19 protein-coding genes and 1 tRNA gene are annotated in these 23,433 nt (G+C 63.9%); 3 read left to right on the forward strand and 17 right to left on the reverse strand.

Going from position 1 to position 23,433, the window contains the following annotated elements; translation table 11 throughout:
* The 7 genes from rplC to rpsL all read right to left on the reverse strand — a co-directional run bounded on the left by rplC (position 1) and on the right by rpsL (position 6,506).
* Positions 1-663, reverse strand: a complete 663-nt coding sequence (rplC, locus tag HMPREF3174_RS04410) for a 50S ribosomal protein L3 (protein ID WP_062613582.1) — start codon at positions 661-663, stop codon at positions 1-3.
* 11 nt (positions 664-674) lie between these two features.
* Positions 675-983 (reverse strand): 30S ribosomal protein S10, encoded by a 309-nt coding sequence (rpsJ, locus tag HMPREF3174_RS04415; RefSeq protein ID WP_024963332.1) that lies wholly within the window; start codon positions 981-983, stop codon positions 675-677.
* A gap of 367 nt (positions 984-1,350) precedes the next feature.
* The gene (locus HMPREF3174_RS04420) at positions 1,351-1,983 is read right to left on the reverse strand and encodes an HAD family hydrolase (RefSeq protein ID WP_062613583.1); all 633 of its coding nucleotides are present in this window, start codon (positions 1,981-1,983) and stop codon (positions 1,351-1,353) included.
* A 221-nt stretch (positions 1,984-2,204) separates the two neighbouring features.
* On the reverse strand, positions 2,205-3,395 hold the full coding sequence (tuf, locus tag HMPREF3174_RS04425; protein WP_068538836.1) for an elongation factor Tu: 1,191 nt from the start codon (positions 3,393-3,395) through the stop codon (positions 2,205-2,207).
* Positions 3,396-3,502: 107 nt separating this feature from the next.
* On the reverse strand, positions 3,503-5,572 hold the full coding sequence (gene fusA, locus HMPREF3174_RS04430) for an elongation factor G (RefSeq protein WP_062613585.1): 2,070 nt from the start codon (positions 5,570-5,572) through the stop codon (positions 3,503-3,505).
* Between the two features lie 89 nt (positions 5,573-5,661).
* Complete coding sequence (rpsG, locus tag HMPREF3174_RS04435) at positions 5,662-6,132, reverse strand: 30S ribosomal protein S7 (protein ID WP_062613586.1); 471 nt, start codon at positions 6,130-6,132, stop codon at positions 5,662-5,664.
* The gene (rpsL, locus tag HMPREF3174_RS04440; RefSeq protein ID WP_062613587.1) at positions 6,132-6,506 is read right to left on the reverse strand and encodes a 30S ribosomal protein S12; all 375 of its coding nucleotides are present in this window, start codon (positions 6,504-6,506) and stop codon (positions 6,132-6,134) included. Before rpsL ends, rpsG begins: the two co-directional genes overlap by 1 nt.
* Positions 6,507-6,898: 392 nt before the next feature.
* Here rpsL and HMPREF3174_RS04445 point away from each other — a divergent pair, with 392 nt between their 5' ends.
* Positions 6,899-8,374 (forward strand): amino acid permease, encoded by a 1,476-nt coding sequence (locus HMPREF3174_RS04445; RefSeq protein ID WP_148132167.1) that lies wholly within the window; start codon positions 6,899-6,901, stop codon positions 8,372-8,374.
* A gap of 399 nt (positions 8,375-8,773) precedes the next feature.
* Positions 8,774-9,163 (forward strand): hypothetical protein, encoded by a 390-nt coding sequence (locus tag HMPREF3174_RS04455; RefSeq protein WP_068538834.1) that lies wholly within the window; start codon positions 8,774-8,776, stop codon positions 9,161-9,163.
* Positions 9,164-9,616: 453 nt separating this feature from the next.
* Here HMPREF3174_RS04455 and rpoC read toward each other — a convergent pair whose 3' ends face one another.
* The 10 genes from rpoC to HMPREF3174_RS04505 all read right to left on the reverse strand — a co-directional run bounded on the left by rpoC (position 9,617) and on the right by HMPREF3174_RS04505 (position 22,000).
* A complete protein-coding gene (rpoC, locus tag HMPREF3174_RS04460; protein WP_070444891.1) occupies positions 9,617-13,591 on the reverse strand; it encodes a DNA-directed RNA polymerase subunit beta' in 3,975 nt (1,324 codons plus the stop codon).
* An 85-nt stretch (positions 13,592-13,676) separates the two neighbouring features.
* The gene (locus HMPREF3174_RS04465) at positions 13,677-17,141 is read right to left on the reverse strand and encodes a DNA-directed RNA polymerase subunit beta (protein WP_062613592.1); all 3,465 of its coding nucleotides are present in this window, start codon (positions 17,139-17,141) and stop codon (positions 13,677-13,679) included.
* A 408-nt stretch (positions 17,142-17,549) separates the two neighbouring features.
* Positions 17,550-17,939 carry a 50S ribosomal protein L7/L12 gene (gene rplL / locus HMPREF3174_RS04470; RefSeq protein ID WP_062613593.1) on the reverse strand — a complete coding sequence of 130 codons (390 nt, stop codon included), beginning with the start codon at positions 17,937-17,939 and terminating at the stop codon, positions 17,550-17,552.
* A gap of 73 nt (positions 17,940-18,012) precedes the next feature.
* Entirely contained in the window at positions 18,013-18,534 is a 522-nt protein-coding gene (gene rplJ, locus HMPREF3174_RS04475; RefSeq protein WP_068538832.1) for a 50S ribosomal protein L10, read from the reverse strand.
* Between the two features lie 244 nt (positions 18,535-18,778).
* The gene (gene udk, locus HMPREF3174_RS04480; RefSeq protein ID WP_062613595.1) at positions 18,779-19,405 is read right to left on the reverse strand and encodes a uridine kinase; all 627 of its coding nucleotides are present in this window, start codon (positions 19,403-19,405) and stop codon (positions 18,779-18,781) included.
* Between the two features lie 90 nt (positions 19,406-19,495).
* Complete coding sequence (gene rplA / locus HMPREF3174_RS04485) at positions 19,496-20,200, reverse strand: 50S ribosomal protein L1 (protein WP_062613596.1); 705 nt, start codon at positions 20,198-20,200, stop codon at positions 19,496-19,498.
* 77 nt (positions 20,201-20,277) lie between these two features.
* A complete protein-coding gene (gene rplK / locus HMPREF3174_RS04490) occupies positions 20,278-20,712 on the reverse strand; it encodes a 50S ribosomal protein L11 (protein ID WP_062613597.1) in 435 nt (144 codons plus the stop codon).
* 108 nt (positions 20,713-20,820) lie between these two features.
* The gene (gene nusG, locus HMPREF3174_RS04495) at positions 20,821-21,630 is read right to left on the reverse strand and encodes a transcription termination/antitermination protein NusG (protein ID WP_070448056.1); all 810 of its coding nucleotides are present in this window, start codon (positions 21,628-21,630) and stop codon (positions 20,821-20,823) included.
* Between the two features lie 13 nt (positions 21,631-21,643).
* Positions 21,644-21,871, reverse strand: coding sequence for a preprotein translocase subunit SecE (secE, locus tag HMPREF3174_RS04500; RefSeq protein WP_062613599.1), 228 nt, complete (start codon positions 21,869-21,871; stop codon positions 21,644-21,646).
* Positions 21,872-21,927: 56 nt separating this feature from the next.
* A tRNA-Trp gene (locus HMPREF3174_RS04505) sits at positions 21,928-22,000 on the reverse strand.
* 186 nt (positions 22,001-22,186) lie between these two features.
* Between HMPREF3174_RS04505 and HMPREF3174_RS04510 the strand changes: the two genes are divergently transcribed.
* On the forward strand, positions 22,187-23,389 hold the full coding sequence (locus tag HMPREF3174_RS04510; RefSeq protein ID WP_070448059.1) for a pyridoxal phosphate-dependent aminotransferase: 1,203 nt from the start codon (positions 22,187-22,189) through the stop codon (positions 23,387-23,389).
* Positions 23,390-23,433: the final 44 nt, after the last annotated feature.

A 23,433-nucleotide genomic window follows, 5' to 3' on the forward strand; every position in this document is an offset into this window, starting at 1 on the left:
TTAGGCTCCCTTCGCGGCAGTACGGATCACGACGACGCCACCCTTGTTGCCGGGGATAGCGCCCGAGACAAGGAGAAGATCGTTCTCGGTGTCAACGGCGTGAATGGTCAGGTTCTGGACGGTGACGCGGGCGTTGCCCATGCGTCCAGACATCTTCTGGCCGCGGAAGACGCGACCGGGGGTTGCCGAAGCGCCGATCGAACCGGGCTTGCGGTGGTTGCGGTGCGCACCGTGCGAGGCGGAGACGCCGGCGAAGCCGTGACGCTTCATCGTGCCAGCGAATCCCTTGCCCTTCGACTTGCCGACGACGTCGACGCTCTGGCCGGCCTCGAACAGCTCCACGCCGAGCTCCTGGCCGAGCGTGTACTCGCCGGCGTCGGAGGTGCGGATCTCAGCAACGAAACGGCGAGGCTCGACGCCGGCCTTCTCGAAGTGGCCCGCGAGTGGCTTGGTGACATTCTTGTTCTTCAGCTCGCCCGAGGCGATCTGCAGGGCCTCGTAGCCGTCGGTGTCCATGGTTCGAATCTGGGTGACAACGTTCTTGCCAACCTTGACCACGGTAACCGGAACGAGATTAGCGTTCTCGTCCCACACCTGGGTCATTCCTAGCTTAACGCCGAGGAGCGCCTTCACGGGCGCTGCGGCGGTCTTGTTCTTTGTCATGATGCGTTACCTCAGAGCTTGATCTCGACGCTGACATCTGCCGGGAGATCCAGGCGACGCAGGGTGTCAATTGTCTTCAGGGTCGGATCGACAATATCGATCAGTCGCTTATGCGTACGCATTTCGAACTGTTCGCGACTGTCCTTGTACTTGTGGGGCGAACGAATCACGGTAAAAACGCTGCGCTTCGTGGGCAGCGGCACCGGTCCCACAACCGACGCTCCAGTACGGGTAACTTCGTCGACGAGCTTTTTCGCTGCGTTGTCGATGACCTCGTGGTCATATGACTTCAGACGGATGCGGATCTTCTGTCCCGCCATGGCGTCGTCTCCCTCTCTCTACCTTCGGTGTTCACGTCCCCCGCAGTCGGGCGTGTCGCACCTGATGGAGGTAACAAACGAAGCCCTATGTGGTTTTGCGAACCCATTTTATGTACCGAATGCTTTCTGCCTTCGGCCAAGTTCACTCGCCCGGTCGTCCCGAGCAACTTTACTAGTATGACGTATCTTCCCCGGCCTTCGCCAACTTCAGCCGGCGATGGTGGCCAATCACACGCGCGGGGCGCGGTGTGGAGTTCTGTCCGGGGATCTATCTTAACACCGCACGCCGACCCCGACTAGGGTAGCCCCCTGTGAAGCGGCTGACAGGGTCGGGGCTAGAACTGCCTGGCTCTAGAGTTGCCCGACCCTAAAGCAGCCCGGCCCGCCGCGCGAACTCTGCCGGTGGGGTGTCATTGACATCGACAACGTCGGCCCCGCTCGCCCGCGCCGCCGCCAGGCCCGCCCGGGAGTCTTCGAAGACAAGGCAGTCGGCCGCCTCGACCCCGAGTCTCCTGGCTCCCAGGAGGTAGGGCCCCGGATCGGGTTTGCCGGGCACGTCGTCACTACCCGTCACGACGGTATTGAAGTACGTCTCCCCCAAGCTCTCAAGTGCGATGTCCACCAGATCCTTCGGCGTGGCCGTCACTAGCGCTTGGGCAATCCCCGCCTCGCGGAAGGCAACGAGCAGCTCACGCACTCCCGGCAACAACTCCACGAACGGGTAGGCCCGCTCGGCCATAAGCTCAGTGAGCTCGCCGAAAATCTCCATCGGCTCTGGCCGCGGCTTACCGCCACGCTCGACGGCGTCGGCAAGCCGGTTCGCGTGATCCAAGGTGGAGGCGCCGAGGATGAACTCGGTGTCCTCACTCCCCCACACCCCGCCGGCTGCCTTCACCACGTCCTCGGACAGCTCACCCCACGCCCACTCCGTGTCAACAATCGTGCCGTCCATGTCCCACAAGACGGCGGCGGGCAGCTTTCCAAGGAAGTCCAGATTCATGCCGCCATCCTATCGTGGCCCGCCGACAGGAGCGATCCGGGCCCGGCAGCCACTCACGTGCGGACCGCTCATGTGCGGGTCGGCCGCACACGGGCCGCCAACGTGCTGGCCCCCGCGTGGAATACACCGGGCCAACACGCCGGGCCAACATCCCGGCCGACACCCGCGGGAATAGCAGTGGGCCCCAGCCGAAGCTGGGGCCCACTCAAGCAATCAGAAGATTACTTGATGATCTTGGTGACTCGACCTGAGCCAACGGTGCGGCCACCCTCACGGATAGCGAAGCCGAGGCCCTCCTCCATGGCGATCGGCTGGATGAGTTCGACCGTCATCTCGGTGTTGTCGCCAGGCATGACCATCTCGGTGCCCTCGGGCAGCGTGATGACGCCGGTGACGTCCGTGGTACGGAAGTAGAACTGCGGACGGTAGTTGGTGAAGAACGGGTTGTGACGACCGCCCTCCTCCTTCTTCAGGATGTAGACCTGAGCCTCGAAGTTGGTGTGCGGGGTAATGGTACCCGGCTTGGCAACAACCTGGCCACGCTCCACGTCCTCACGGCGGGTGCCGCGCAGGAGCAGACCACAGTTCTCGCCGGCGTCGGCGTGATCCATCTGCTTGTGGAACATCTCGATACCGGTGACGGTGGTCTTCTGCGGGGCGCGGATGCCGAGGATCTCGACTTCCTCGTTGATGTTGAGCAGACCACGCTCGACACGGCCGGTCACCACGGTGCCACGGCCGGTGATGGTGAAGACGTCCTCAATCGGCATGAGGAACGGCTTGTCGAGGTCGCGGACCGGATCCGGGAAGTAGGAATCCACGGCGTCCATGAGCTCGAGGACGGAGTTAACCCACTTCTCCTCGCCCTCAAGAGCCTTCAGAGAGGAGATCTGGACCACGGGGGCGTTGTCGCCGTCGTAATCCTGCGAGGACAGGAGGTCACGGACCTCCATCTCGACGAGCTCGATGAGCTCCGGATCGTCAACCATGTCGCACTTGTTCAGCGCAACGATGATGTCCGGCACGCCAACCTGGCGGGCGAGCAGGACGTGCTCGCGGGTCTGCGCCATCGGGCCGTCGGTTGCGGCCACAACGAGGATGGCGCCGTCCATCTGAGCAGCACCGGTAATCATGTTCTTGATGTAGTCGGCGTGGCCCGGGGCGTCAACGTGCGCGTAGTGACGCTTCGGCGTCTGGTACTCAACGTGGGAGACGTTGATGGTAATACCACGCTGACGCTCTTCCGGAGCGTTGTCGACCTTGTCGAACGGGGTGAACTCGTTCAGTTCCGGGTACTTGTCCGCCAGCACCTTGGTGATAGCGGCGGTCGTCGTCGTCTTACCGTGATCGACGTGACCGATGGTGCCGACGTTCATGTGCGGCTTGGACTTGTCGTACTTGGCCTTGGCCACTTGCGCCCTCCTGGGACTAGATTGACTCTTTAGCTTGATCGCACGCCTGGGCGCGCACCGCTAAATGAATCTTACTTTTCTGCTACTTACTTGTAAATTCCAGCGGCTTACTCGCCGTGAGCCTTCTGGATGATCTCGTCCGAAACGTTCTTCGGAACTTCCTGATACTTCGCGAACTGCATGGTGTACACGGCGCGGCCCTGCGTCTTGGAACGCAGGTCGCCGACGTAACCGAACATTTCGGAAAGCGGAACCAGGGCGCGGACGATCTTGACGCCAGTGGCATCCTCCATCGAGGCGATCTGGCCACGACGGGAGTTGAGATCACCGATGACGTCACCCATGTACTCCTCCGGGGTACGGACTTCGACATCCATGATCGGCTCGAGAATGATCGGCTTGGCTCGCTTGATGCCCTCGCGGAACACCATCTGGCCGGCGATCTTGAACGCCATCTCCGAGGAGTCGACGTCGTGGTAGGCGCCGTCCTCAAGCGTGGCCTTCACGTTCACCATCGGGAAGCCGGCAAGCACACCGTTCTCCATGGCCGCCTGGATACCCTGGTCGACCGACGGGATGTACTCGCGCGGGACGCGGCCACCCGTGACCTCGTCCACGAACTCGTAGGTGACGCCCTCTTCGTTCTCCTCCAGCGGCTCGAAGGTGACGATGACCTTCGCGAACTGGCCGGAACCACCCGTCTGCTTCTTGTGGGTGTACTCGATGTGCTCGGCCTTGCCGCGAATGGTCTCGCGGTAAGCAACCATCGGCGCACCGACGTTCGCCTCGACCTTGAATTCGCGCTTCATGCGGTCCACGAGCACGTCAAGGTGGAGCTCGCCCATGCCGCCGATGACGGTCTGGCCGGACTCCTCGTCCAGGCGGACGGTGAAGGTCGGATCTTCTTCGGCGAGCTTCTGGATAGCGATGCCGAGCTTCTCCTGGTCGGCCTTCGACTTGGGCTCAACGGCCACGTGGATCACCGGGTCCGGGAAGGTCATCGACTCGAGCAGCATCGGGGCGTCGATCGCGGAAAGGGAGTCGCCCGTCGTCGTGTCCTTCAGGCCGATGACGGCGTAGATGTTACCTGCCGACGCCGAATCCACCGGCTGCTCCTTGTTGGAGTGCATCTGGAAGATCTTCGACACGCGCTCCTTCTTGCCCTTGGAGGCGTTGAGGATCTGGTCGCCCGGCTCGATCTTGCCCGCGTAGACGCGGACGTAGGTCAGACGGCCGAAGAACGGGTGCGCGGCGATCTTGAACGCCAGAGCCGCGAACGGCTCGGACGTCGCGGGCTTGCGCTCGATCACAACCTCCTCGTCCTTGACATCCATGCCCTTGATGAGGCCGATGTCGAGCGGCGAGGGCAGGAAGTCAACGACGGCGTCGAGCACCGGCTGCACGCCAATGTTCTTGTAGGCCGAACCGGCGAAGATCGGGTAGAGCTCGCCAGCGATCGTGAGCTTACGGATGCCGGCCTTGAGCTCGTCAACCGTGATCTCCTCGCCGCCGAGGTACTTCTCCAGAAGGGCCTCGTCGGTCTCGGCCACGGTCTCAACCAGCTCGTTGTAGAGTTCCTCGGCCTTGTCCGCGAGCTCGGCTGGGATTTCCTCTTCGACAACGATGGAGCCCATCGTGTCGTTGCCCTTGTCGTCCTTGGCCGGGAAGCGCAGCGCCTTCTTGTTCAGGACGTCAACGACACCGGACAGGTCTGACTCAGCACCGATCGGGAAGGCCATGACCAGCGGGGTCGCCTTGAGGCGATCGCGGATGGTCTGCACGGCGTGATCGAAGTCGGCGCCCATCTTGTCCATCTTGTTGATGAAGCAGATGCGCGGGACGTTGTACTTGTCAGCCTGACGCCACACGGTCTCAGACTGCGGCTCCACGCCTTCCTTGCCGTCGAACACCGCAACGGCGCCGTCGAGGACGCGCAGCGAGCGCTCCACCTCAACCGTGAAGTCCACGTGGCCGGGGGTGTCGATGATGTTGATCTGGTTGTTGTGCCAGAAGGTGGTGACGGCAGCCGACGTAATCGTGATGCCGCGCTCCTTCTCCTGCTCCATCCAGTCGGTGGTGGACGCACCGTCGTGCGTCTCGCCCATCTTGTAGTTCAGGCCGGTGTAGAACAGAATGCGCTCGGTCGTGGTGGTCTTACCAGCGTCGATGTGCGCCATAATGCCGATGTTGCGGACCTTGTTCAGATCCTTCTGTGGTGTATGTGCCACGTTTTGGCTCTCCTAAAATTCAGGCCGGGCGGCCGTTTTTACCAGCGGTAGTGAGCGAAGGCGCGGTTGGCCTCAGCCATACGGTGGACATCCTCGCGGCGCTTGACGGCGGCACCGAGGCCGTTGGAGGCGTCCATGATCTCGTTCTGGAGGCGCTCGAGCATCGTGTTCTCGCGGCGGTCGCGCGAGTAGTCCACAAGCCAGCGGATCGCGAGGGCGTTCGCGCGGTTCGGCTTGACCTCGGTGGGCACCTGGTAGGTGGCACCGCCGACGCGGCGGGAGCGGACCTCGAGCTGCGGGCGGATGTTGTCCAGGGCGCGCTTGAGCACCTCAAGCGGCTCCTGGCCGGTCTTCTCGGCGACGCCGGCCAGCGCGCCGTAAACAATGCGCTCGGCGGTGGACTTCTTGCCGTCACGAAGCACGCGGTTGATCACCTGGGTGACCACGGGCGAGCCGTGGACCGGATCGTTAACGAGCGGGCGCTTGCGGATGGGACCCTTACGAGGCATTACTTCTTCTCCTTCTTCGCACCGTACTTGGAGCGGCCCTGGCCGCGGCTCTTCACGCCCTGCGTGTCAAGCGCGCCACGGACGATGTGGTAGCGAACGCCGGGAAGGTCCTTCACACGGCCACCGCGGACGAGCACGATCGAGTGCTCCTGGAGGTTGTGACCTTCGCCGGGGATGTAAGCCGTGACCTCAACGCCGGAGGAAAGGCGAACACGAGCAACCTTACGAAGAGCCGAGTTCGGCTTCTTCGGGGTGGTGGTGTACACACGCGTGCAAACGCCGCGACGCTGCGGGCTCCTCTTCAGGCCCGGGGTCGCGGAGCTGGACGCCTTGCTGGAGCGGCCCTTGCGGACCAGCTGCTGAATAGTAGGCACTACTTCTCCTGTATATGAGTTCAGATCGTCGAACTGCCCGCCTGCTCGGTCGAACGTGCGGGTGAAAGGACACCGTACCTTCCACGCGCCCACGGGCTGTCTTTATCGCCGGCGGCATGAGCAACTATCACCAATCCGGCGCCGCAACGCCACCCCGTGGGACGGGCACCGCGTTCCAGAATAGCGTTAGCGCGCCAATCCGGTCAAAGATTGTGACCGAAACGCGTGCGTGGCGCTACCCACACGGCGTCGTTCCCAGGGCCGTCCGGCAGGGGCGAACATGAGGGAACTCACCACGCCGGCACGCCCGAGTCGTAGACGCCTCCGAAGGTCTGCCTGCGGCCGGGTGTAGGATGCACAACGATTGACGTTCGCCCATGATGGAGCCTGCCATGACCACCGACCCCACCCAACATAGCGCGCCCGCCTCCGCCGGCCGCCTTCACCGCGGCCTTCGCGCCCGCCACCTCAACATGATCGCCATCGGCGGCGCGATCGGCACGGGGCTGTTCGTCGCTTCCGGCGCCACAATCTCCCAGGCCGGCCCCGGCGGCGCCCTGCTCGCCTACGCGCTGATCGGCATCATGGTCTTCTTCCTCATGCAGTCGCTGGGTGAGATGGCCACCTACTCCCCCGTTGCCGGTTCCTTCGGCGAGTACGGCACGCGCTACGTCAGCCCATCGTTCGGGTTCGCGATGGGGTGGAATTACTGGTTCAACTGGGCGATCACCGTGGCCGCCGAGCTCGTGGCCGCCGCGCTCGTCATGGCCTACTGGTTCCCGGATACGCCGTCGATCGTGTGGTCGGCAATCTTCCTCGTCATCCTTTTCCTTATTAATGCGATCTCCGCGCGCACGTTTGGCGAGGGCGAATTCTGGTTCGCCGCAATCAAGGTGGTCACGGTCCTCGTCTTCCTCGGCCTCGGCGTGCTCATGATCGCGGGCATCATGGGCGGCACCTCCCCCGGCACCGCGAACTGGACCACGGGCGACGCCCCGTTCGTGGGCGGCGGGCTCGGCATCCTGTCCGTGTTCATGATCGCCGGCTTCTCCTTCCAGGGCACCGAGATGGTCGGCATCGCGGCCGGCGAGGCCCAGGACCCCGACCGCACCATCCCCCGCGCCATCCATGCCGTCTTCTGGCGCATCCTCATCTTCTACATCGGCGCCATCGCCGTCATCGGCTTCCTCCTGCCCTACACCGATCCCGCGCTCCTCAACCCTGGCGGCGACATCGCTCTGTCCCCCTTCACCCTCGTCTTCGAGCGTGCCGGCATCGCCGCGGCGGCCGCGATCATGAACGCAGTCATCCTCACCTCGGTGCTGTCGGCCGGCACCTCGGGGCTGTACGCCTCCACCCGCATGCTTTACGGCCTTGCCAAGTCCGGCCAGGCTCCCGCGATTTTCGCGACGACGACCCGGCGCGGCATCCCCATGGCCGCCCTGCTCGCCACCACGGCGGTGGGCGCGGCCTCCTTCCTCACCTCCCTCATCGGCGACGGCGAAGCCTACACCTGGCTCGTCAACGCCTCCGGGCTGGCCGGGTTCATCACCTGGGTGGGCATCGCGTGGAGCCACTACAAGTTCCGCAAGGCGTACGTGGCTCAGGGCCACGACCCCGCCGAGCTGCCTTTCCGCGCGTCGTTCTTCCCCCTCGGACCGCTCCTGGCGCTCGCGATGACGCTGGTGGTGATCGTCGGCCAGAACACCGAGGCACTCCTGGGCGACACGGAGTTCATGTCGCTGCTGTCCAGCTACATCGGCCTGCCGCTGTTCCTGGCGCTGTGGGCTGGGCACAAGCTCATCACGCGCGCGCCGGCGGTCAAGCCGCTGGAGGCGGATCTGACCCGGCGTTCGGACGCCGACTAACTGCGCGCCCCTGCGGGCTTCCTGAGCCCTCACGCCATTGACCACGTTCGATAGCATCACGGACATAGATCCGTATTTGAGCCGCTACTACTTCTATAGCCCTAAAGAGACCAGCAAGTCCTGGCTCTTCCCGCGGACTACCTGCTCGATTCCTCGACAACGGCAAGCCGCGCGCCCGAATCACCCAGGGTTCAAGTGTTCATCGAGACCGCGATGTCACTCGCAACGCGGGATTCCGGCGGAATGGCATATGCAGACTTCGGATCCAGCGTGAAGGTCACCGGAATCGTCTCTGGAATCAAGAACCCGCTCATCGGAAAGTCGACTACATACGTAGTGGATTGGCGCAAGATCGCCGCCACATATGCCGCGCGGCTGATGCTCTAGTAAGGAAGGACCATGATGAAGCACAAGGTTTTGATAACCGCGGCGCTGTATCTGGCAGCCCTCGCCGCATGCACGAATTCCGAGGCGCTTACTGTGCCCACCCTCCCGCGCGAGACGGAAGGCCCCCTAGCCGCTAAACTGAACACTCTCACCCGCATCGACGTTGCGGAGGGGTACGCCTGCCCCATTGTCGGGGACGATACGCTCATCGTCTTTTCCGAGCCGGTATCTGCGAGCGACGCCAAGTCGATCACGGTCGGAGACGTCACCATCAAGGTCGGCGAGTCTTTCGAGACCAGCGTCACGCATGAGATCCCAGATGGATTCGAATGCGGTGGCAAGCTCTACCCGCAGGCAGAACACGTCATCTTCCCCGGTGTCAACCTCGTCGACCTGGATTAGCGGCTCTTCCCAGTTCAGCGCGTGGTGCGCAAAGCTCGTGAATATGTCGGCTGCCGAATCCTATAGGAGCCTGGTTGGCCCCAGGTTCACGACTTGTGTCGGGCGTAGCCGCTACGCCACAGGTACACGGCCACGACGGCGACCACCGTGAAGATGACGCCCCCACGGGAAGTGCGACAGCAGGGAGGACTGCTGGACCTGCGCGATCTCCTCCGCCGGGTTACCCTCGGCCAAGGCGAGGCTCGGTCCGGGCCGGGCATCGACAGCCGCAGTAGAAACGGTCGCTAAATGAGTGGTCTCCCCATAGGCGAGAGCAACGGGAAAGGCAAGGCGGATGGAAAGCGCCGCCGTGAAAGCACCAAGTCGCGCACGTCACGCCCCCGCCAGCGCAGGTCCGCACAAAACGAGGCTGGGCCGGAAAGAATCCGGCCCAGCCTCACATTCTTCGCAGCCCTAGAAGTTCAGACCGTATCCGTAGCCCATCGACGTGTCGTAGTCGTCAAGCGAGCTGTAACCGTAGATGTCGTCGAACGAATCCAGGCCGCCGAACGTGTTGAGCTGCTCGTACTCCGAACGAGCCTCCGACGTCGGCTCCACCTTGACGTGGCGCAGCTGCTCCAGGCCGGTACCGGCCGGGATGAGCTTACCGAGGATGACGTTCTCCTTCAGACCATCAAGCGGATCGGACTTCGCGTTGAGCGCCGCCTCCGTCAACACCTTCGTGGTCTCCTGGAAGGACGCCGCGGACAGCCACGAGTCGGTGGCCAGCGACGCCTTCGTGATACCCATCAGCTCCGGACGGCCCGACGCCGGCTTCCCGCCTTCCGCCATCGCGGCGCGGTTGGCCTGCTCGAACTGGGCCACGTCCACCAGCTCACCCGGGAGCAACGTGGTGGTGCCGGCCTCGAGAACGGTGACGCGGCGCAACATCTGGCGCACGATGACCTCGATGTGCTTGTCGTGGATCTCCACGCCCTGCGAGCGGTACACGTTCTGCACCTCGGACACGAGGTGGAGCTGGGCCACGCGGCGGCCGGAGATACGCAGCACCTTCTTCGGGTCAACCGAACCCTCAACCAGCTGCTGGCCCACCGGTACGTGAGCGCCCTCGGGCACGAGGAGCTTGGCGCGCTTGGCCACCAGGTAGGTGAGGTCCTCGTCGCCGTCGTCGCGCTTGATGATGAGGCGGCGGGAACGCTCAAGGTCCTCGATCTCAAGGCGGCCGGCGGCCTCAGCGATCGGCGCCTCACCCTTCGGGGTGCGCGCCTCGAAGAGCTCCTGGACACGCGGCAGACCCTGGGTGATGTCCTCGGCCGACGCCGCACCACCCGTGTGGAAGGTACGCATCGTCAGCTGGGTGCCGGGCTCGCCAATCGACTGGGCGGCCACGATGCCCACGGCCTCGCCGATGTCCACCAGCTTGCCGGTGGCGAGCGATCGGCCGTAGCACTTGGCGCACGTGCCCACGCGCGAGTCACAGGTGAGGACCGAGCGCACGTGGATCTGCTTGATCCCCGCGGCGAGCAGGTTCTCGAGTGCGACGTCGCCGATGTCGGTGCCGGCCGCGACGACGACATTCCCGTCGGCGTCCAGCGCATCCTTGGCGAGCGTGCGTGCGTAGACCGACGTGTCGATGTCTTCGGAACGGATGAGCTCGGCGGATGCCCACTCGGCGGCCGAGACCTCCTTCTCGGTGACCTCGGTCGGAACGCCGTCCACCGTGGCCAGGCGCAGCTCGTTGCCGTCGGAATCGAGTGCCACGATCGGCTTGGGCAGGCCGCGGCTGGTGCCGCAGTCGGCCTCGCGAACGATGACGTCCTGCGCCACGTCCACCAGACGACGGGTCAGGTAGCCCGAGTCAGCCGTACGCAGAGCGGTATCGGCCAGACCCTTACGCGCACCGTGCGTTGCGGTGAAGTACTCGAGCGCCGACAGGCCCTCGCGGTAGTTCGACTTGATCGGACGCGGAATGATCTCGCCCTTCGGGTCGGCCACGAGGCCACGCATACCGGCAACCTGACGAATCTGCATCCAGTTGCCTCGCGCCCCGGACTGAACCATCTGGTTGATGTTGTTCAGGTCGTCGAAGTTCTTGCGCATCTCGTCGGCAACCATGTTGGTCACCTCAGTCCACAGGGCCACCAGGTCACGGCGGCGGTCCTCGTCGCGGATGTTGCCTTCCTGGAAGTCCTGCTCGATCTTCGCAGCGCGCTCCTCGGCCTCCTCCAGGATCTTCGTCTTGTTCGCAGGCGCGATCACGTCAGACACCGCGATGGTCACGCCGGAGCGGCCACCCCAGTAGAAGCCCGTCTCCTTCAGCGCGTCCAACGACGCCGCCGCGTCGACCTTCGGGTAACGCTCGGCAAGCTCGTTGACGATGCCGCCCAGCACCTTCTTGCCCACGGGCTCGTTGACGAACGGGAACGTGGTGGGAAGGGCGTCGTTGAACAGGGCGGTGCCGAGCGTGGTGGTGAGGATGACGTCGTCGCCCTCCTCGTACCCCTCGGGCGCAGCCCAATCGCGCGGCGGGATGATCTCGTCAGCCTTCCAGCGGATGTGAACCGGGGCGTTAAGGTGGAGCTCGCCCAGGTCGTGGGCCATCTCCGCCTCCGCAACAGACGTGAAGTAGCGCCCGGCGCCCACCTCGTTCTCACGCACGGTGGTGAGGTGGTACAGGCCGATAATCATGTCCTGCGCCGGCACGGTGACCGGGCGCCCGTCGGACGGCTTGAGGATATTGTTGGCCGACAGCATGAGTACGCGGGCCTCGGCCTGCGCCTCCACCGACAGCGGAAGGTGAACAGCCATCTGGTCGCCGTCGAAGTCCGCGTTGAAGGCGGAACACACGAGCGGGTGCAGGCGGATCGCCTTACCCTCGATCAGCTGCGGCTCGAAGGCCTGGATACCCAGGCGGTGGAGGGTAGGTGCGCGGTTGAGCAACACCGGGTGCTCCTGGATAACCTCTTCGAGCACGTCGAAGACCTCGTCACGCTGACGCTCGATGAGTCGCTTGGCGGCCTTGATGTTCTTGGCCAGCTCCAGGTCCACCAGGCGCTTCTGCACGAACGGCTTGAACAGCTCGAGCGCCATGGTCTTCGGCAGACCACACTGGTGAAGCTTGAGGGTGGGGCCAACCACGATAACCGAACGGCCCGAGTAGTCCACGCGCTTACCCAGCAGGTTCTGACGGAAGCGGCCCTGCTTGCCCTTGAGCATGTCGGAGATCGACTTGAGCGGACGGTTGCCCGCGCCCTGGACCGGGCGGCCACGGCGGCCGTTGTCGAACAGGGCGTCCACGGCCTCCTGAAGCATGCGCTTCTCATTGTTGACCATGATCTCCGGTGCCTTCAGCTCCAGCATGCGCTGCAGGCGGTTGTTGCGGTTGATGACGCGGCGGTAGAGATCGTTGAGGTCGGACGTGGCGAAGCGGCCGCCGTCGAGCTGCACCATCGGGCGAAGATCCGGCGGGATCACCGGGATCGCGTCGAGCACCATCGCCTCCGGCGGGGTGTTCGAGTGCAGGAAGGCGTTGACCACCTTGATGCGCTTGAGCGCGCGGGTCTTGCGCTGGGCGGTGCCGTTCTCGATTTGGTCCACGAGCAACTCGTGCTCGGCCTCCAGGTCGAAGCTCTTGAGGCGACGCTGAATGGCCTCCGCGCCGCGCGAAGCCTGGAAGTAGTCGCCCCAGCGGGTCTCCATCTCGCGGTAGGCGACCTCGTCGCCCTCCAGGTCGCCCACCTTGAGCTTGGTGAACTTGTCCCAAATCTCCTCGAGGTTGGCGATCTCGGCCTCGTAGCGGGCACGCACGCGGCGCGTGTCGGCCTGCGTGGAGCGCTTGATCTTGCCGCGCGACGCGGCGTCCTCACCGGCAGCCTCCGCCTCGGCCAGGGTCTGCTCCTCGGCCTTCAGCGCCTGCTCGACGGCGGCGTCGCGCTCCTTGAGCAGGTTCTCCCGCTCGAGCTCGTACTCGGCCGTGAGCGAGGGCATGTCATCGTGACGGCGCTGCTCGTCCACATCGGTGACCATGTAGGCCGCGAAGTAGATGACCTTCTCCAGGTCCTTCGGCGCGATGTCCAGCAGGTAGCCCAGGCGCGAGGGCACGCCCTTGAAGTACCAAATGTGGGTGACCGGCGCGGCCAGCTCAATGTGGCCCATGCGCTCACGGCGCACCTTCGAACGCGTGACCTCAACGCCACAGCGCTCGCACACGATCCCCTTGTACCGGGGGCGCTTGTACTTGCCGCACGCGCACTCCCAGTCGCGGGTGGGGCCGAAGATCTGCTCGCCGAAAAGACCGTCCTTTTCCGGCTTGAGCGTACGGTAGTTAATGGTTTCCGGCTTAGTGACGGTGCCGTGCGACCACTTGCGCACATCCTCCGACGTGGCAAGGGAGATCGAGAGTTGATCGAAAAGATTGACGTCGAGCAAGATTCCTACATCCTCAGTTCTTCACGCCTCAATTGTGGCCATTGGCAGGTGGAGCGACGGGCGTTCGCCGCCCCACCCACAAGAGTCAGAAGTCAGAGCCGGACTCGAGCCCCTCGAGGCCGGTGGTGATACCTGCTGACTGCGGCGAACGGAAGGCGTCCTCGTCCGCATCCTGCAGCGAGATCGCGTTTCCGCCCGCGTCGAGGGCCTCCACGTTCAGGCACAGCGAACGCATTTCCTGAACGAGGACCTTGAACGATTCGGGCAGGCCCGGCTCGGGGACGTTGTCGCCCTTCACGATCGCCTCGTAGACCTTCACACGGCCAACCGTGTCGTCCGACTTGATGGTCAGCATCTCCTGCAGGGTGTGCGCGGCGCCGTAAGCCTCCAGCGCCCACACCTCCATCTCACCGAAGCGCTGGCCGCCGAACTGGGCCTTACCGCCCAGCGGCTGCTGGGTGACCATCGAGTACGGGCCCGTGGAACGGGCGTGGATCTTGTCGTCCACCAGGTGGTGAAGCTTGAGCATGTACATGTAGCCCACCGACACCGGATCCGGGAACGGCTCGCCGGTGCGGCCGTCGAACAAGCGAGCCTTGCCCGCGGCGTCAACCATACGATCGCCGTCTCGGTTCGGGTTCGTGTTCGCGAGCAGGCCGTTGAGCTCGTCGGACAGGACGCCGTCGAACACCGGGGTGGCCACGGTACGATCCGGGCCGGCCTTGACGGCCCGCTCGGGCAGACGCACGGCCCACTCTTCGCCGGCTTCGCGCGCCGCGGTGGCGTCCCAGCCCTGCTTCGCCACCCACCCGAGGTGGAGCTCGAAGACCTGGCCCAGGTTCATACGCGAGGGCACGCCCAGCGGGTTGAGCACGATGTCGACCGGGGTGCCGTCCTCCATGAACGGCATGTCCTCCACCGGCAGGATTCGCGAGATGACGCCCTTGTTACCGTGGCGGCCGGCCATCTTGTCGCCAATCGAGATCTTGCGGCGCTGAGCGATGTGCACGCGGACTGACTGACGGATGTCCGAGGGCAGCTCGTCGTGGTTCTCGGCTGAGAACTCCTTGACGCCGATGACGATACCGGACTGGCCGTGCGGGACGCGCAGCGAGGTGTCGCGCACTTCCTTCGCCTTCTCGCCGAAGATCGCGCGCAGCAGGCGCTCCTCCGACGTCAGCTCGGTCTCGCCCTTCGGGGTGATCTTGCCAACCAGGATGTCGCCGGCCACGACCTCGGCGCCCACGCGGATGATACCGCGCTCGTCGAGGTGGGAGAGCATCTCCTCCGACACGTTCGGGATGTCCCGGGTGATCTCCTCCGGGCCCAGCTTCGTGTCACGCGCGTCGACCTCGTGCTCCTCGATGTGGATTGAGGTCAGAAGGTCCTCTGACTGGCAACGCTGAGAGACGATGATCGCGTCCTCGTAGTTGTAACCGTTCCACGCCATGAAGGCCACGAGCAGGTTCTGGCCGAGCGCGAGCTCGCCGCCCTCGGTGGCCGGGCCGTCCGCGATGAGCGAGCCCTTCTCCAGGCGATCGCCCTCGCTCACCACGACCTTCATGTTGGTGCAGTTGCCCGGGTTGGAGCGCTCGAACTTCGTCAGTCGGTACGTGAAATACGTGCCCTCGTCCTCTTCCACGGTCACGTGGTCGGCCGAGACCTCGGTCACGACGCCGCCCGCGCGGGCCACGAGAACATCTCCCGCATCGACCGCTGCGCGCATCTCAATGCCCGTGCCCACGAGCGGGGCGACCGGCTTGATGAGCGGCACGGCCTGACGCTGCATGTTCGCACCCATGAGGGCTCGATTCGCGTCGTCGTGCTCGAGGAACGGGATGGCGGCGGTACCCACCGACACCATCTGACGCGCCGAGACGTCCATGTAGTCGACCTCGTCGGCTGGGATCAGCGCCGGCTCACCGCCGGGGAGGCGAACGAGGACTTCCGCCTCGAGGAACTTCCCGTTCTCATCCATCGGCGCGGCGGCCTGAGCGACAGTGTAGCGGTCCTCATCCGCAGCATCGAGGTAGTCGATCTGGTTGGTGACAACCCCGTTTTCGACCTTGCGATACGGGGTCTCAATGAAGCCGAACGCGTTGACACGGCCGTAGGTGGCCAGCGAGCCGATCAGGCCAATGTTCGGACCTTCCGGGGTCTCAATCGGACACATGCGCCCGTAGTGGGACGGGTGGACGTCTCGCACTTCCATCGACGCGCGGTCACGCGACAGGCCGCCCGGGCCGAGAGCCGACAGGCGGCGCTTGTGGGTCAGGCCCGCCAGCGGGTTGTTCTGGTCCATGAACTGCGACAGCTGGGAGGTTCCGAAGAACTCCTTAATCGCGGCAACGATCGGACGGATGTTAATGAGCGACGACGGCGTGATCGCCTCAGCATCCTGGGTGGTCATACGCTCGCGGACCATGCGGTCGAGGCGGGCCAGACCGGTGCGCACCTGGTTTTGGATCAGTTCACCAACGGCGCGGATGCGGCGGTTGCCAAAGTGGTCGATGTCGTCGTCCTCCACCACGACCTCACGGCCGGCGTCGACGGTCACGGTGGTCTTCTCCCCCGCGTGCAGCGCGAGGAGGTAGCGCAGGGTGGCGGTGATGTCCGACAACTGGAGCTGACGGTCCTTGCCCTCCGGGTCAAGGCCCAGCTTCTTGTTGAGCTTGTAGCGGCCCACGTTCGCCAGGTCATAGCGCTTGGGGTTGAGATAGAAGTTGTTGAGCAGCGTGCGGCCGGCCTCGGCCGTGGGCGGCTCGCCCGGGCGAAGCTTACGGTACAGATCCTGGAGGGCCTCCTCCTGGGTGTGAACCGTGTCCTTCTCCAGGGTGTCAATAAGGATCGGGTACTGCGCGAACTCCTCGCGGATCTCCGCCTCGGTCATGCCAAGAGCCTTGAGGAACACGGTCACCGACTGCTTACGCTTGCGGTCCACGCGAACGCCCACAGAATCGCGCTTGTCGATCTCGAACTCCAGCCACGCACCGCGCGAGGGGATGATCTTCGTGTTGTAGATCAGCTTGTCCGAGGTTTTGTCCGCGCTGCGCTCGAAGTACACGCCCGGGGAACGCACCATCTGGGACACGACCACGCGCTCGGTGCCGTTGATGATGAACGTACCCTGCGGGGTCATGAGCGGGAAGTCACCAATGAAGGTGGTCTGAGACTTGATCTCGCCCGTCTCATAGTTCTGGAACTCGGCCGTCACGTAGAGCGCGGCGGAGTAGGTCAGGTCCTTCTCCTTGCACTCGGCGATCGACGCCTTCTCGCCTTCGAGGTGCGGGTTGGACAGCACCAGACCCATGGTCTCAGCGGTGTTCTGGATCGGGGAGACCTCATCAAAGATCTCCTCAAGACCAGACTTCTCATCCGGGGCAGCGTTCTTGCGCCACTCCTCCGAGCCGATCAGCCACCCGTAGGAGGAGGTCTGAAGTCCGAGAAGGTCCGGGACCGGCAGCGGCTCGTGGAGCTTAGCGAAAGACACGCGATCCGAGGCGAGCTTGCCGTCAACAAAGGTGGTATTAAAGGTGCGCGAAGCAGCCAAAGGGTGATCCTTCCCTCTATGTCGGTTAGGCCGTGCGCGAGGCCGTCACCAGCACAAACCTCGAGCTAGGGAGGCATCCTTGCGAGAGCTCCTAGCTAACCTGGGCATGGCAAATGAAAGTCCGCGCAAGTTTCAAATTTACCGCTTTGGCGTAGGGAAGTCTATCCCCCGCCCTGTGGAAGGGGTCACGACACCTATGTAGCACCCGCGATCCTCGAATCACCTCGCTGCGGTCGCTGCAGAAGAGGGTTCCTCGATGCACGGGGCCATGTGATTCCGGCAATGCCGGCTCCCAAGACTATCGCACGCCACGCCCGCCAATGCAAGTACCGGCCCGGCGTGTGGAAAAGCCCCCGCGCTGATCCGGAAGGATCAAGCGCGGGGGCCCATGCGGCTAGGCCGCAAAAATTACTTGAGCTCCACCTTGGCGCCGGCGGCCTCGAGCTTAGCCTTGGCCTCCTCAGCGGCCTCCTTGGCAACGCCCTCGAGGACGGGCTTCGGAGCGCCGTCAACGAGGTCCTTGGCCTCCTTCAGGCCGAGCGAGGTCAGAGCGCGGACCTCCTTGATGACCGCGATCTTGGTGGCGCCGGCATCAGCGAGGATGACGTCGAACTCCGACTTCTCCTCCTCAGCAGCGGCGGCTTCGCCAGCAGCCGGGGCGGCAGCAGCGGCGACGGCGACCGGAGCGGCGGCCTCGACGTCGAACTCCTCCTCGAACTTCTTCACGAAGTCGGAGAGCTCGATCAGGGTGAGCTCCTTGAAAGCATCGATGAGCTCGTCAACAGTGAGCTTGGCCATGGTAGACCTTCCTTCCTTTGCCTACTTGCGAGGCAGTTCCCTCAGGTGAGGATTTAACAATTGGTGGGTGCTGCTAGGCAGCGGCTTCCTGCTTCGCACGCAGGGCGTCAACGGTACGGACCGTCTTCGTGGCGGATGCCTTGAAGACGAATGCAGCCTTGACCATCGAAGCCTTGAGGGCTCCGGCGGCCTTCGCGAGGAGAACCTCACGCGACTCAAGATCAGCAAGGGCCTTGACGCCGTCGACGTCGAGGATCTGGCCTTCCATCACGCCGGACTTGAGCACGAGCTTGTCGTTGTCCTTCGCGAAGTTCTTCAGTGCCTTGGCTGCGGAAGCGATGTCACCGGTGACGAAAGCGAGGGCGGTGGGGCCGGTCAGGTCTGCATCCAGACCCTCAACACCAGCGTCCTTCGCAGCGATGCGCACGAGCGTGTTCTTAGCGACGTGGTAACGCACATCAGAGCCGAGCGCGCGGCGCAGAGTCTTCATCTGCTCCACGGTCAGTCCGCGGTACTCCGTCAGAAGAACGGCGTCAGAGTTACGGAATTCTTCCGTCAGCTGCGCGATCTCTGCAGACTTTTCGGTCCGCTTCATGGGACCTCCTTCCGATGGTTTGCCACAGTTTTCACGCAATAAAAAACCTCGCGCACGCAGGCACGAGGAGATTCACGAAGAATAATTCTCTTGTCATACCTACGCGGGTTTTCATTGAATGAAATTAACTCCGAAGAGACCTGCGGTCTTGGGCATGAATCAGACTAACGCCTTCGCCCCAGCCGGGCAAGGCCGCGCGGGCGAACGTGCGTCACTTCACGACGCCGTTGCTCGCCTCGCACCCTCACTGCCCGTGTTCGCGTAGCTCGTGGGAGATGCGATGGACGAGCATGTCGAGGGCCACGAGGTTGCGCCCGCCCTCGGGAATAATGATGTCGGCCCGGCGCTTGGAGGGCGCCACGTACAGTTCGTGCATCGGCTTGACGGTGGTCAGATATTGCTGCTCCACCGATTCGATCGTACGCCCGCGCTCGATCACGTCGCGCTTGACGCGGCGCAGGATCCGCACGTCGGCGTCGGTCTCCACGAACAGCTTGACGTCGAACATGTCGCACAGGCGCTCCTCGACGAAGAGCACGATCCCCTCCACGAGGATGACGGGCGCCGGCTCGATCCGGATCGTCTCCTTCGCCCGCGTGTGCTGGGCGTAGTCGTACGTGGGGCAGTCGATCGCCTGGCCGCTGATGAGTTGGTGGAGCTGGTCGATCATCAGGTCGTTGTCGAAGGCGTCTGGGTGATCGTAGTTGAGCTTGGCGCGTTCCTCGAGCCGCAGGTCGTCGTGAGGGCGGTAGTAGTTGTCGTGGAAAACGACCGCGGTGCGCGGAGCGAACTTCGCCTCGATCGCCCGGGTCAAGGTGGTCTTCCCACTACCGGTACCGCCCGCGATCCCGATCACCATCGGCTTAGCCATACGCGCTCCTCTTCCCGCTCCCACTCAAGTCTGACGTGGTGAATATAGGGCAAAGGCCCGCACGTTGGTGCGGGCCTTTGCCGATAACACTTAGGCGTCGTTGTCGGCCAGCTTCGACACGTCCAGGCGGATGCCCGGGCCCATCGTGGTCGACACGGTTGCCTTCTTCACGTAGCGGCCCTTAGCCGAGGACGGCTTGAGGCGCAGGACCTCTTCGCGAACAGCCACGTAGTTCTGGTAGAGCTGCTCGGTGGTGAACGAGGTGTTGCCCACGATGAAGGCGAGGTTGCCGTGCTTGTCCACGCGGAACTCGATGCGGCCGCCCTTGATGTCCGAGACAGCCTTGGCCACGTCCATGGTCACGGTGCCGGTCTTGGGGTTCGGCATGAGGCCGCGGGGGCCGAGCACGCGGCCCAGGCGGCCGACCTTGCCCATCATGTCCGGGGTGGCCACGGCGGCGTCGAAGTCGGTCCAGCCGCCGGCGACCTTCTCGATCAGCTCGTCGTCGCCGACCTCGTCCGCACCGGCGTCGATCGCGGCCTGGGCGTTCGGGCCCTGGGCGAAGACGATGACGCGGGCAGTCTTGCCCGTGCCGTGCGGAAGGATAGCCGTTCCGCGAACCAGCTGGTCAGCCTTGCGCGGATCAACGCCCAGGCGGAACATCACTTCGACAGTGGAGTCGAACTTGGTCACGGAGGTCTTCTTGGCAAGGTCCATCGCCTCCAGCGGGGTGTAAAGCTCACCCGGCTGAATCAGTTCAGCGGCCTTGCGGTAATTCTTAGAGCGCTTTGCCATGTCTGCATTTCTCCTAGTTGGCAGTCGTGGGAAACGAACCCGCTCCGGGCTCTACCACGGCGATCGATGATCGCTAATTAAATCTCGTCGGTGGTGACGCCCATCGAACGCGCGGTGCCAGCGATGATGCGAGCGGCGTTGTCGATGTCGTTAGCGTTCAGGTCCGGCTCCTTGGTCTTGGCGATCTCGCGCAGCTGATCTGCGGTGAGGTGGCCGACCTTGTTGGTGTGCGGGACACCGGAACCCTTCGCGATTCCCGCTGCCTTCTTAATGAGCTCAGCAGCCGGCGGGGTCTTGGTCACGAAGTCGAACGAGCGATCTTCGTAGACGGTGATCTCGACCGGGATGACGTTTCCACGCTGGGACTCGGTCGCGGCGTTGTAGGCCTTGACGAAGTCCATGATGTTCACGCCATGCTGACCCAGCGCGGGGCCAATCGGCGGTGCAGGGGTAGCGGCTCCAGCTTCGATCTGGAGCTTAATCAGACCTGCAACCTTCTTCTTGGGTGGCATATTTGATCCTTCTTGTTTATCTACAAACCGCCATCATGGCAACGATGGCGGGCGCCCAACGGCGGCAAAGAAGCGGTGTGTTTCCACGCCCGGTTCGGAGAAACCGGGTTAGTCCATCTTCTCCACTTGGCCGAAGGACAGGTCGACCGGGGTTTCCTGGCCGACAAGAGTCATGAGCACGGTGAGCCTCTGGTTCGCCGCGTCAACCTGAGAAATTGTAGCGGGCATTCCGACCCACGGCTCCGTGGTAAGTGTCACGGTCTCGCCAACCTCGTAGTCGGCAACGATGGCCGGGGTGCCCGAGGTAACGGGCTTTCCAGCGGCCTTGGCCGCCTCGGCGGCCTCCTGCTCGACCACGGGGGTGAGCATTTGCACGACCTCGGATTGCGTGAGCGCCACCGGATCACGGCCGTTGCCCACGAAGCCGGTCACACCGTTCGTGTCCTGAACGGTCCGCCACGAATCGTCCGTCATCTCCATCCGGATGAGGGCATATCCTGGCATGCGCACGCGCGTCACCAGCTTACGCTGGCCCTTCTTGACCTCGAACACCTCTTCCATCGGCACCTGAACTTCGAAGATGTAATCTTCCATGTTCATGGTGTGAGCACGCGATTCGATGTCCTGCTTGACGCGCTTTTCATAGCCGGCGTACGTGTGTAGCACGTACCATTCGCCCGGCAGCCCGCGCAGGCGCGCCCGCACGGTCTCCTCCGTCACGACGCCGTCGTCCTCAGGCGCGGCCTCGGACTCGGGAGCGTCCAGCTCAGCTTCCACCTCCGACACGGCGGCAACCGGCGCCGCGGCGTCGTCCACGGAAAGCTCCTCGAGATCCTCGACGCCAGCCGTAGCTTCGGCGTCGACCGGCAGTGCCTGCTCGGGCTTGTCGGAGAAAATATCGTCGTTCGATTGAGACATTGATTCCCTATTCCTAGCCAAAGATCCAGAACATGGCCTGGTTGAAGACCACGTCAATCACGCCCACGAACACCATGACCACGGCCACGAAGAACACGACTGTGAGGAAGAGCTGCCACAGCTCCTTGCGGGTGGGGCGCTGGACCTTCTTGAGCTCGGCGACAACCTCCTTGAAGAAGGTAATAATGCGCTGCCACAGGCCCTTGGACTCGGACTCGCGTCGAGATGCTGCTTGGCTCACTAGGGTGTCCTCTCGGTAATGTGGAAAACGACCCTAATCTAGGGCCGCCTTCATTGCAGGGCAGGAGGGACTCGAACCCACAACCGCCGGTTTTGGAGACCGGTGCGCTACCAATTGCGCCACTACCCTAAAGACGTCAGAACTATTATGCCTGATGTCGCTGTGGTGTTGCCAATGAGCAACTCGCAACAGTCTAGTGACAAACGCGCCGCAGGTCTAGGCGGCTGGGGGTTACCCTGCTGTAATTTGGACCACTTGGCCCGCTTTTCGGAATGATTCTTCCTGATCGGCGCACTTCGTGCGACCATAGTGACCATGGCAACAGAACCACGCAATAGAGTCTCCCAGCGCCTCGCGGCGCTCCAGCCCTCGGCCACCCTGGCCGTTGACGCGAAGGCTAAGGCCCTCAAGGCCGCCGGCCAGCCTGTCATCGGCTTCGGCGCCGGCGAACCGAACTTCCCCACCCCGGCCCACATCGTCGCCGCCGCGATTGATGCAGCCTCCGATCCGAAGAACCACAAGTACACGATCGCCAAGGGTCTGCCCGAGCTACGCGCGGCGATTGCGGAGAAGACGAAGGCCGACTCGGGCGTCGTCGTCGATCCGGACAACATCATCGTGACCAACGGCGGCAAACAGGCCGTCTTCCAGGCGTTCGTCTCGCTGCTCGACGATGGCGACGAGGTCATCCTTCCCGCCCCGTACTGGACCACCTACCCCGAGGCGATCACCCTGTGTGGCGGCGTGCCCGTGGAGGTCTTCGCCGGCTCGGACCAGGACTACAAGGTGACGGTGGATCAGCTGGAGGCCGCGCGCACGGACCGCACCAAGGTACTCCTGCTGTGCTCCCCGTCCAACCCCACCGGCTCGGTCTACACCCCCGATGAGCTACGCGCGATCGGCGAGTGGGCGCTAGACAACGGCATCTGGGTGATCTCAGATGAGATCTACGAGCACCTCATCTACGCGGGCGAGATGGCCTACATCCTGCGCGAGGTGCCGCAGCTGCAGAACCAAACGATCATCGTCAACGGCGTGGCCAAGACGTACGCGATGACGGGCTGGCGCGTGGGCTGGATGCACGGCCCGGCTGACGTGATGAAGAAGGTGGCGAACTTCCAGTCCCACATCGCCTCCAACGTCAACAACGTGGCCCAGCGCGCCGCGATCGCGGCCCTCACTGGCGACCAGGGCGTGGTGGAGGAGATGAAGGAGGCCTTCGACCGCCGCCGGAAGACCCTCGTGACGATGCTGCGGGAGATCGAGGGCTTTGAGGTACCGGAGCCCACCGGCGCCTTCTATGTGTTCCCCAACGTCCAGGCCGTGCTCGGCAAGGAGATCAACGGCCGGGTGGCCACCACCACCTCCGAGCTGGCCGAGATCATCCTCGAGGAGGCCCAGGTGGCTGTCGTGCCGGGCGAGGCCTTCGGCGCGCCGGGCTACATCCGCCTCGGCTACGCGCTGGGCGATGAGGACCTGGTGGAGGGTGTGGAGCGCATTCAGCGCCTGTTCGCATAAGCCCCTATCTGGCTGGCTCGCCCGGGCGGTTTGCCCGGGCGAGC

The sequence above is a fragment of the Trueperella sp. HMSC08H06 genome (assembly GCF_001808465.1).
GTDB classification, from domain to species: domain Bacteria; phylum Actinomycetota; class Actinomycetes; order Actinomycetales; family Actinomycetaceae; genus Trueperella; species Trueperella bernardiae.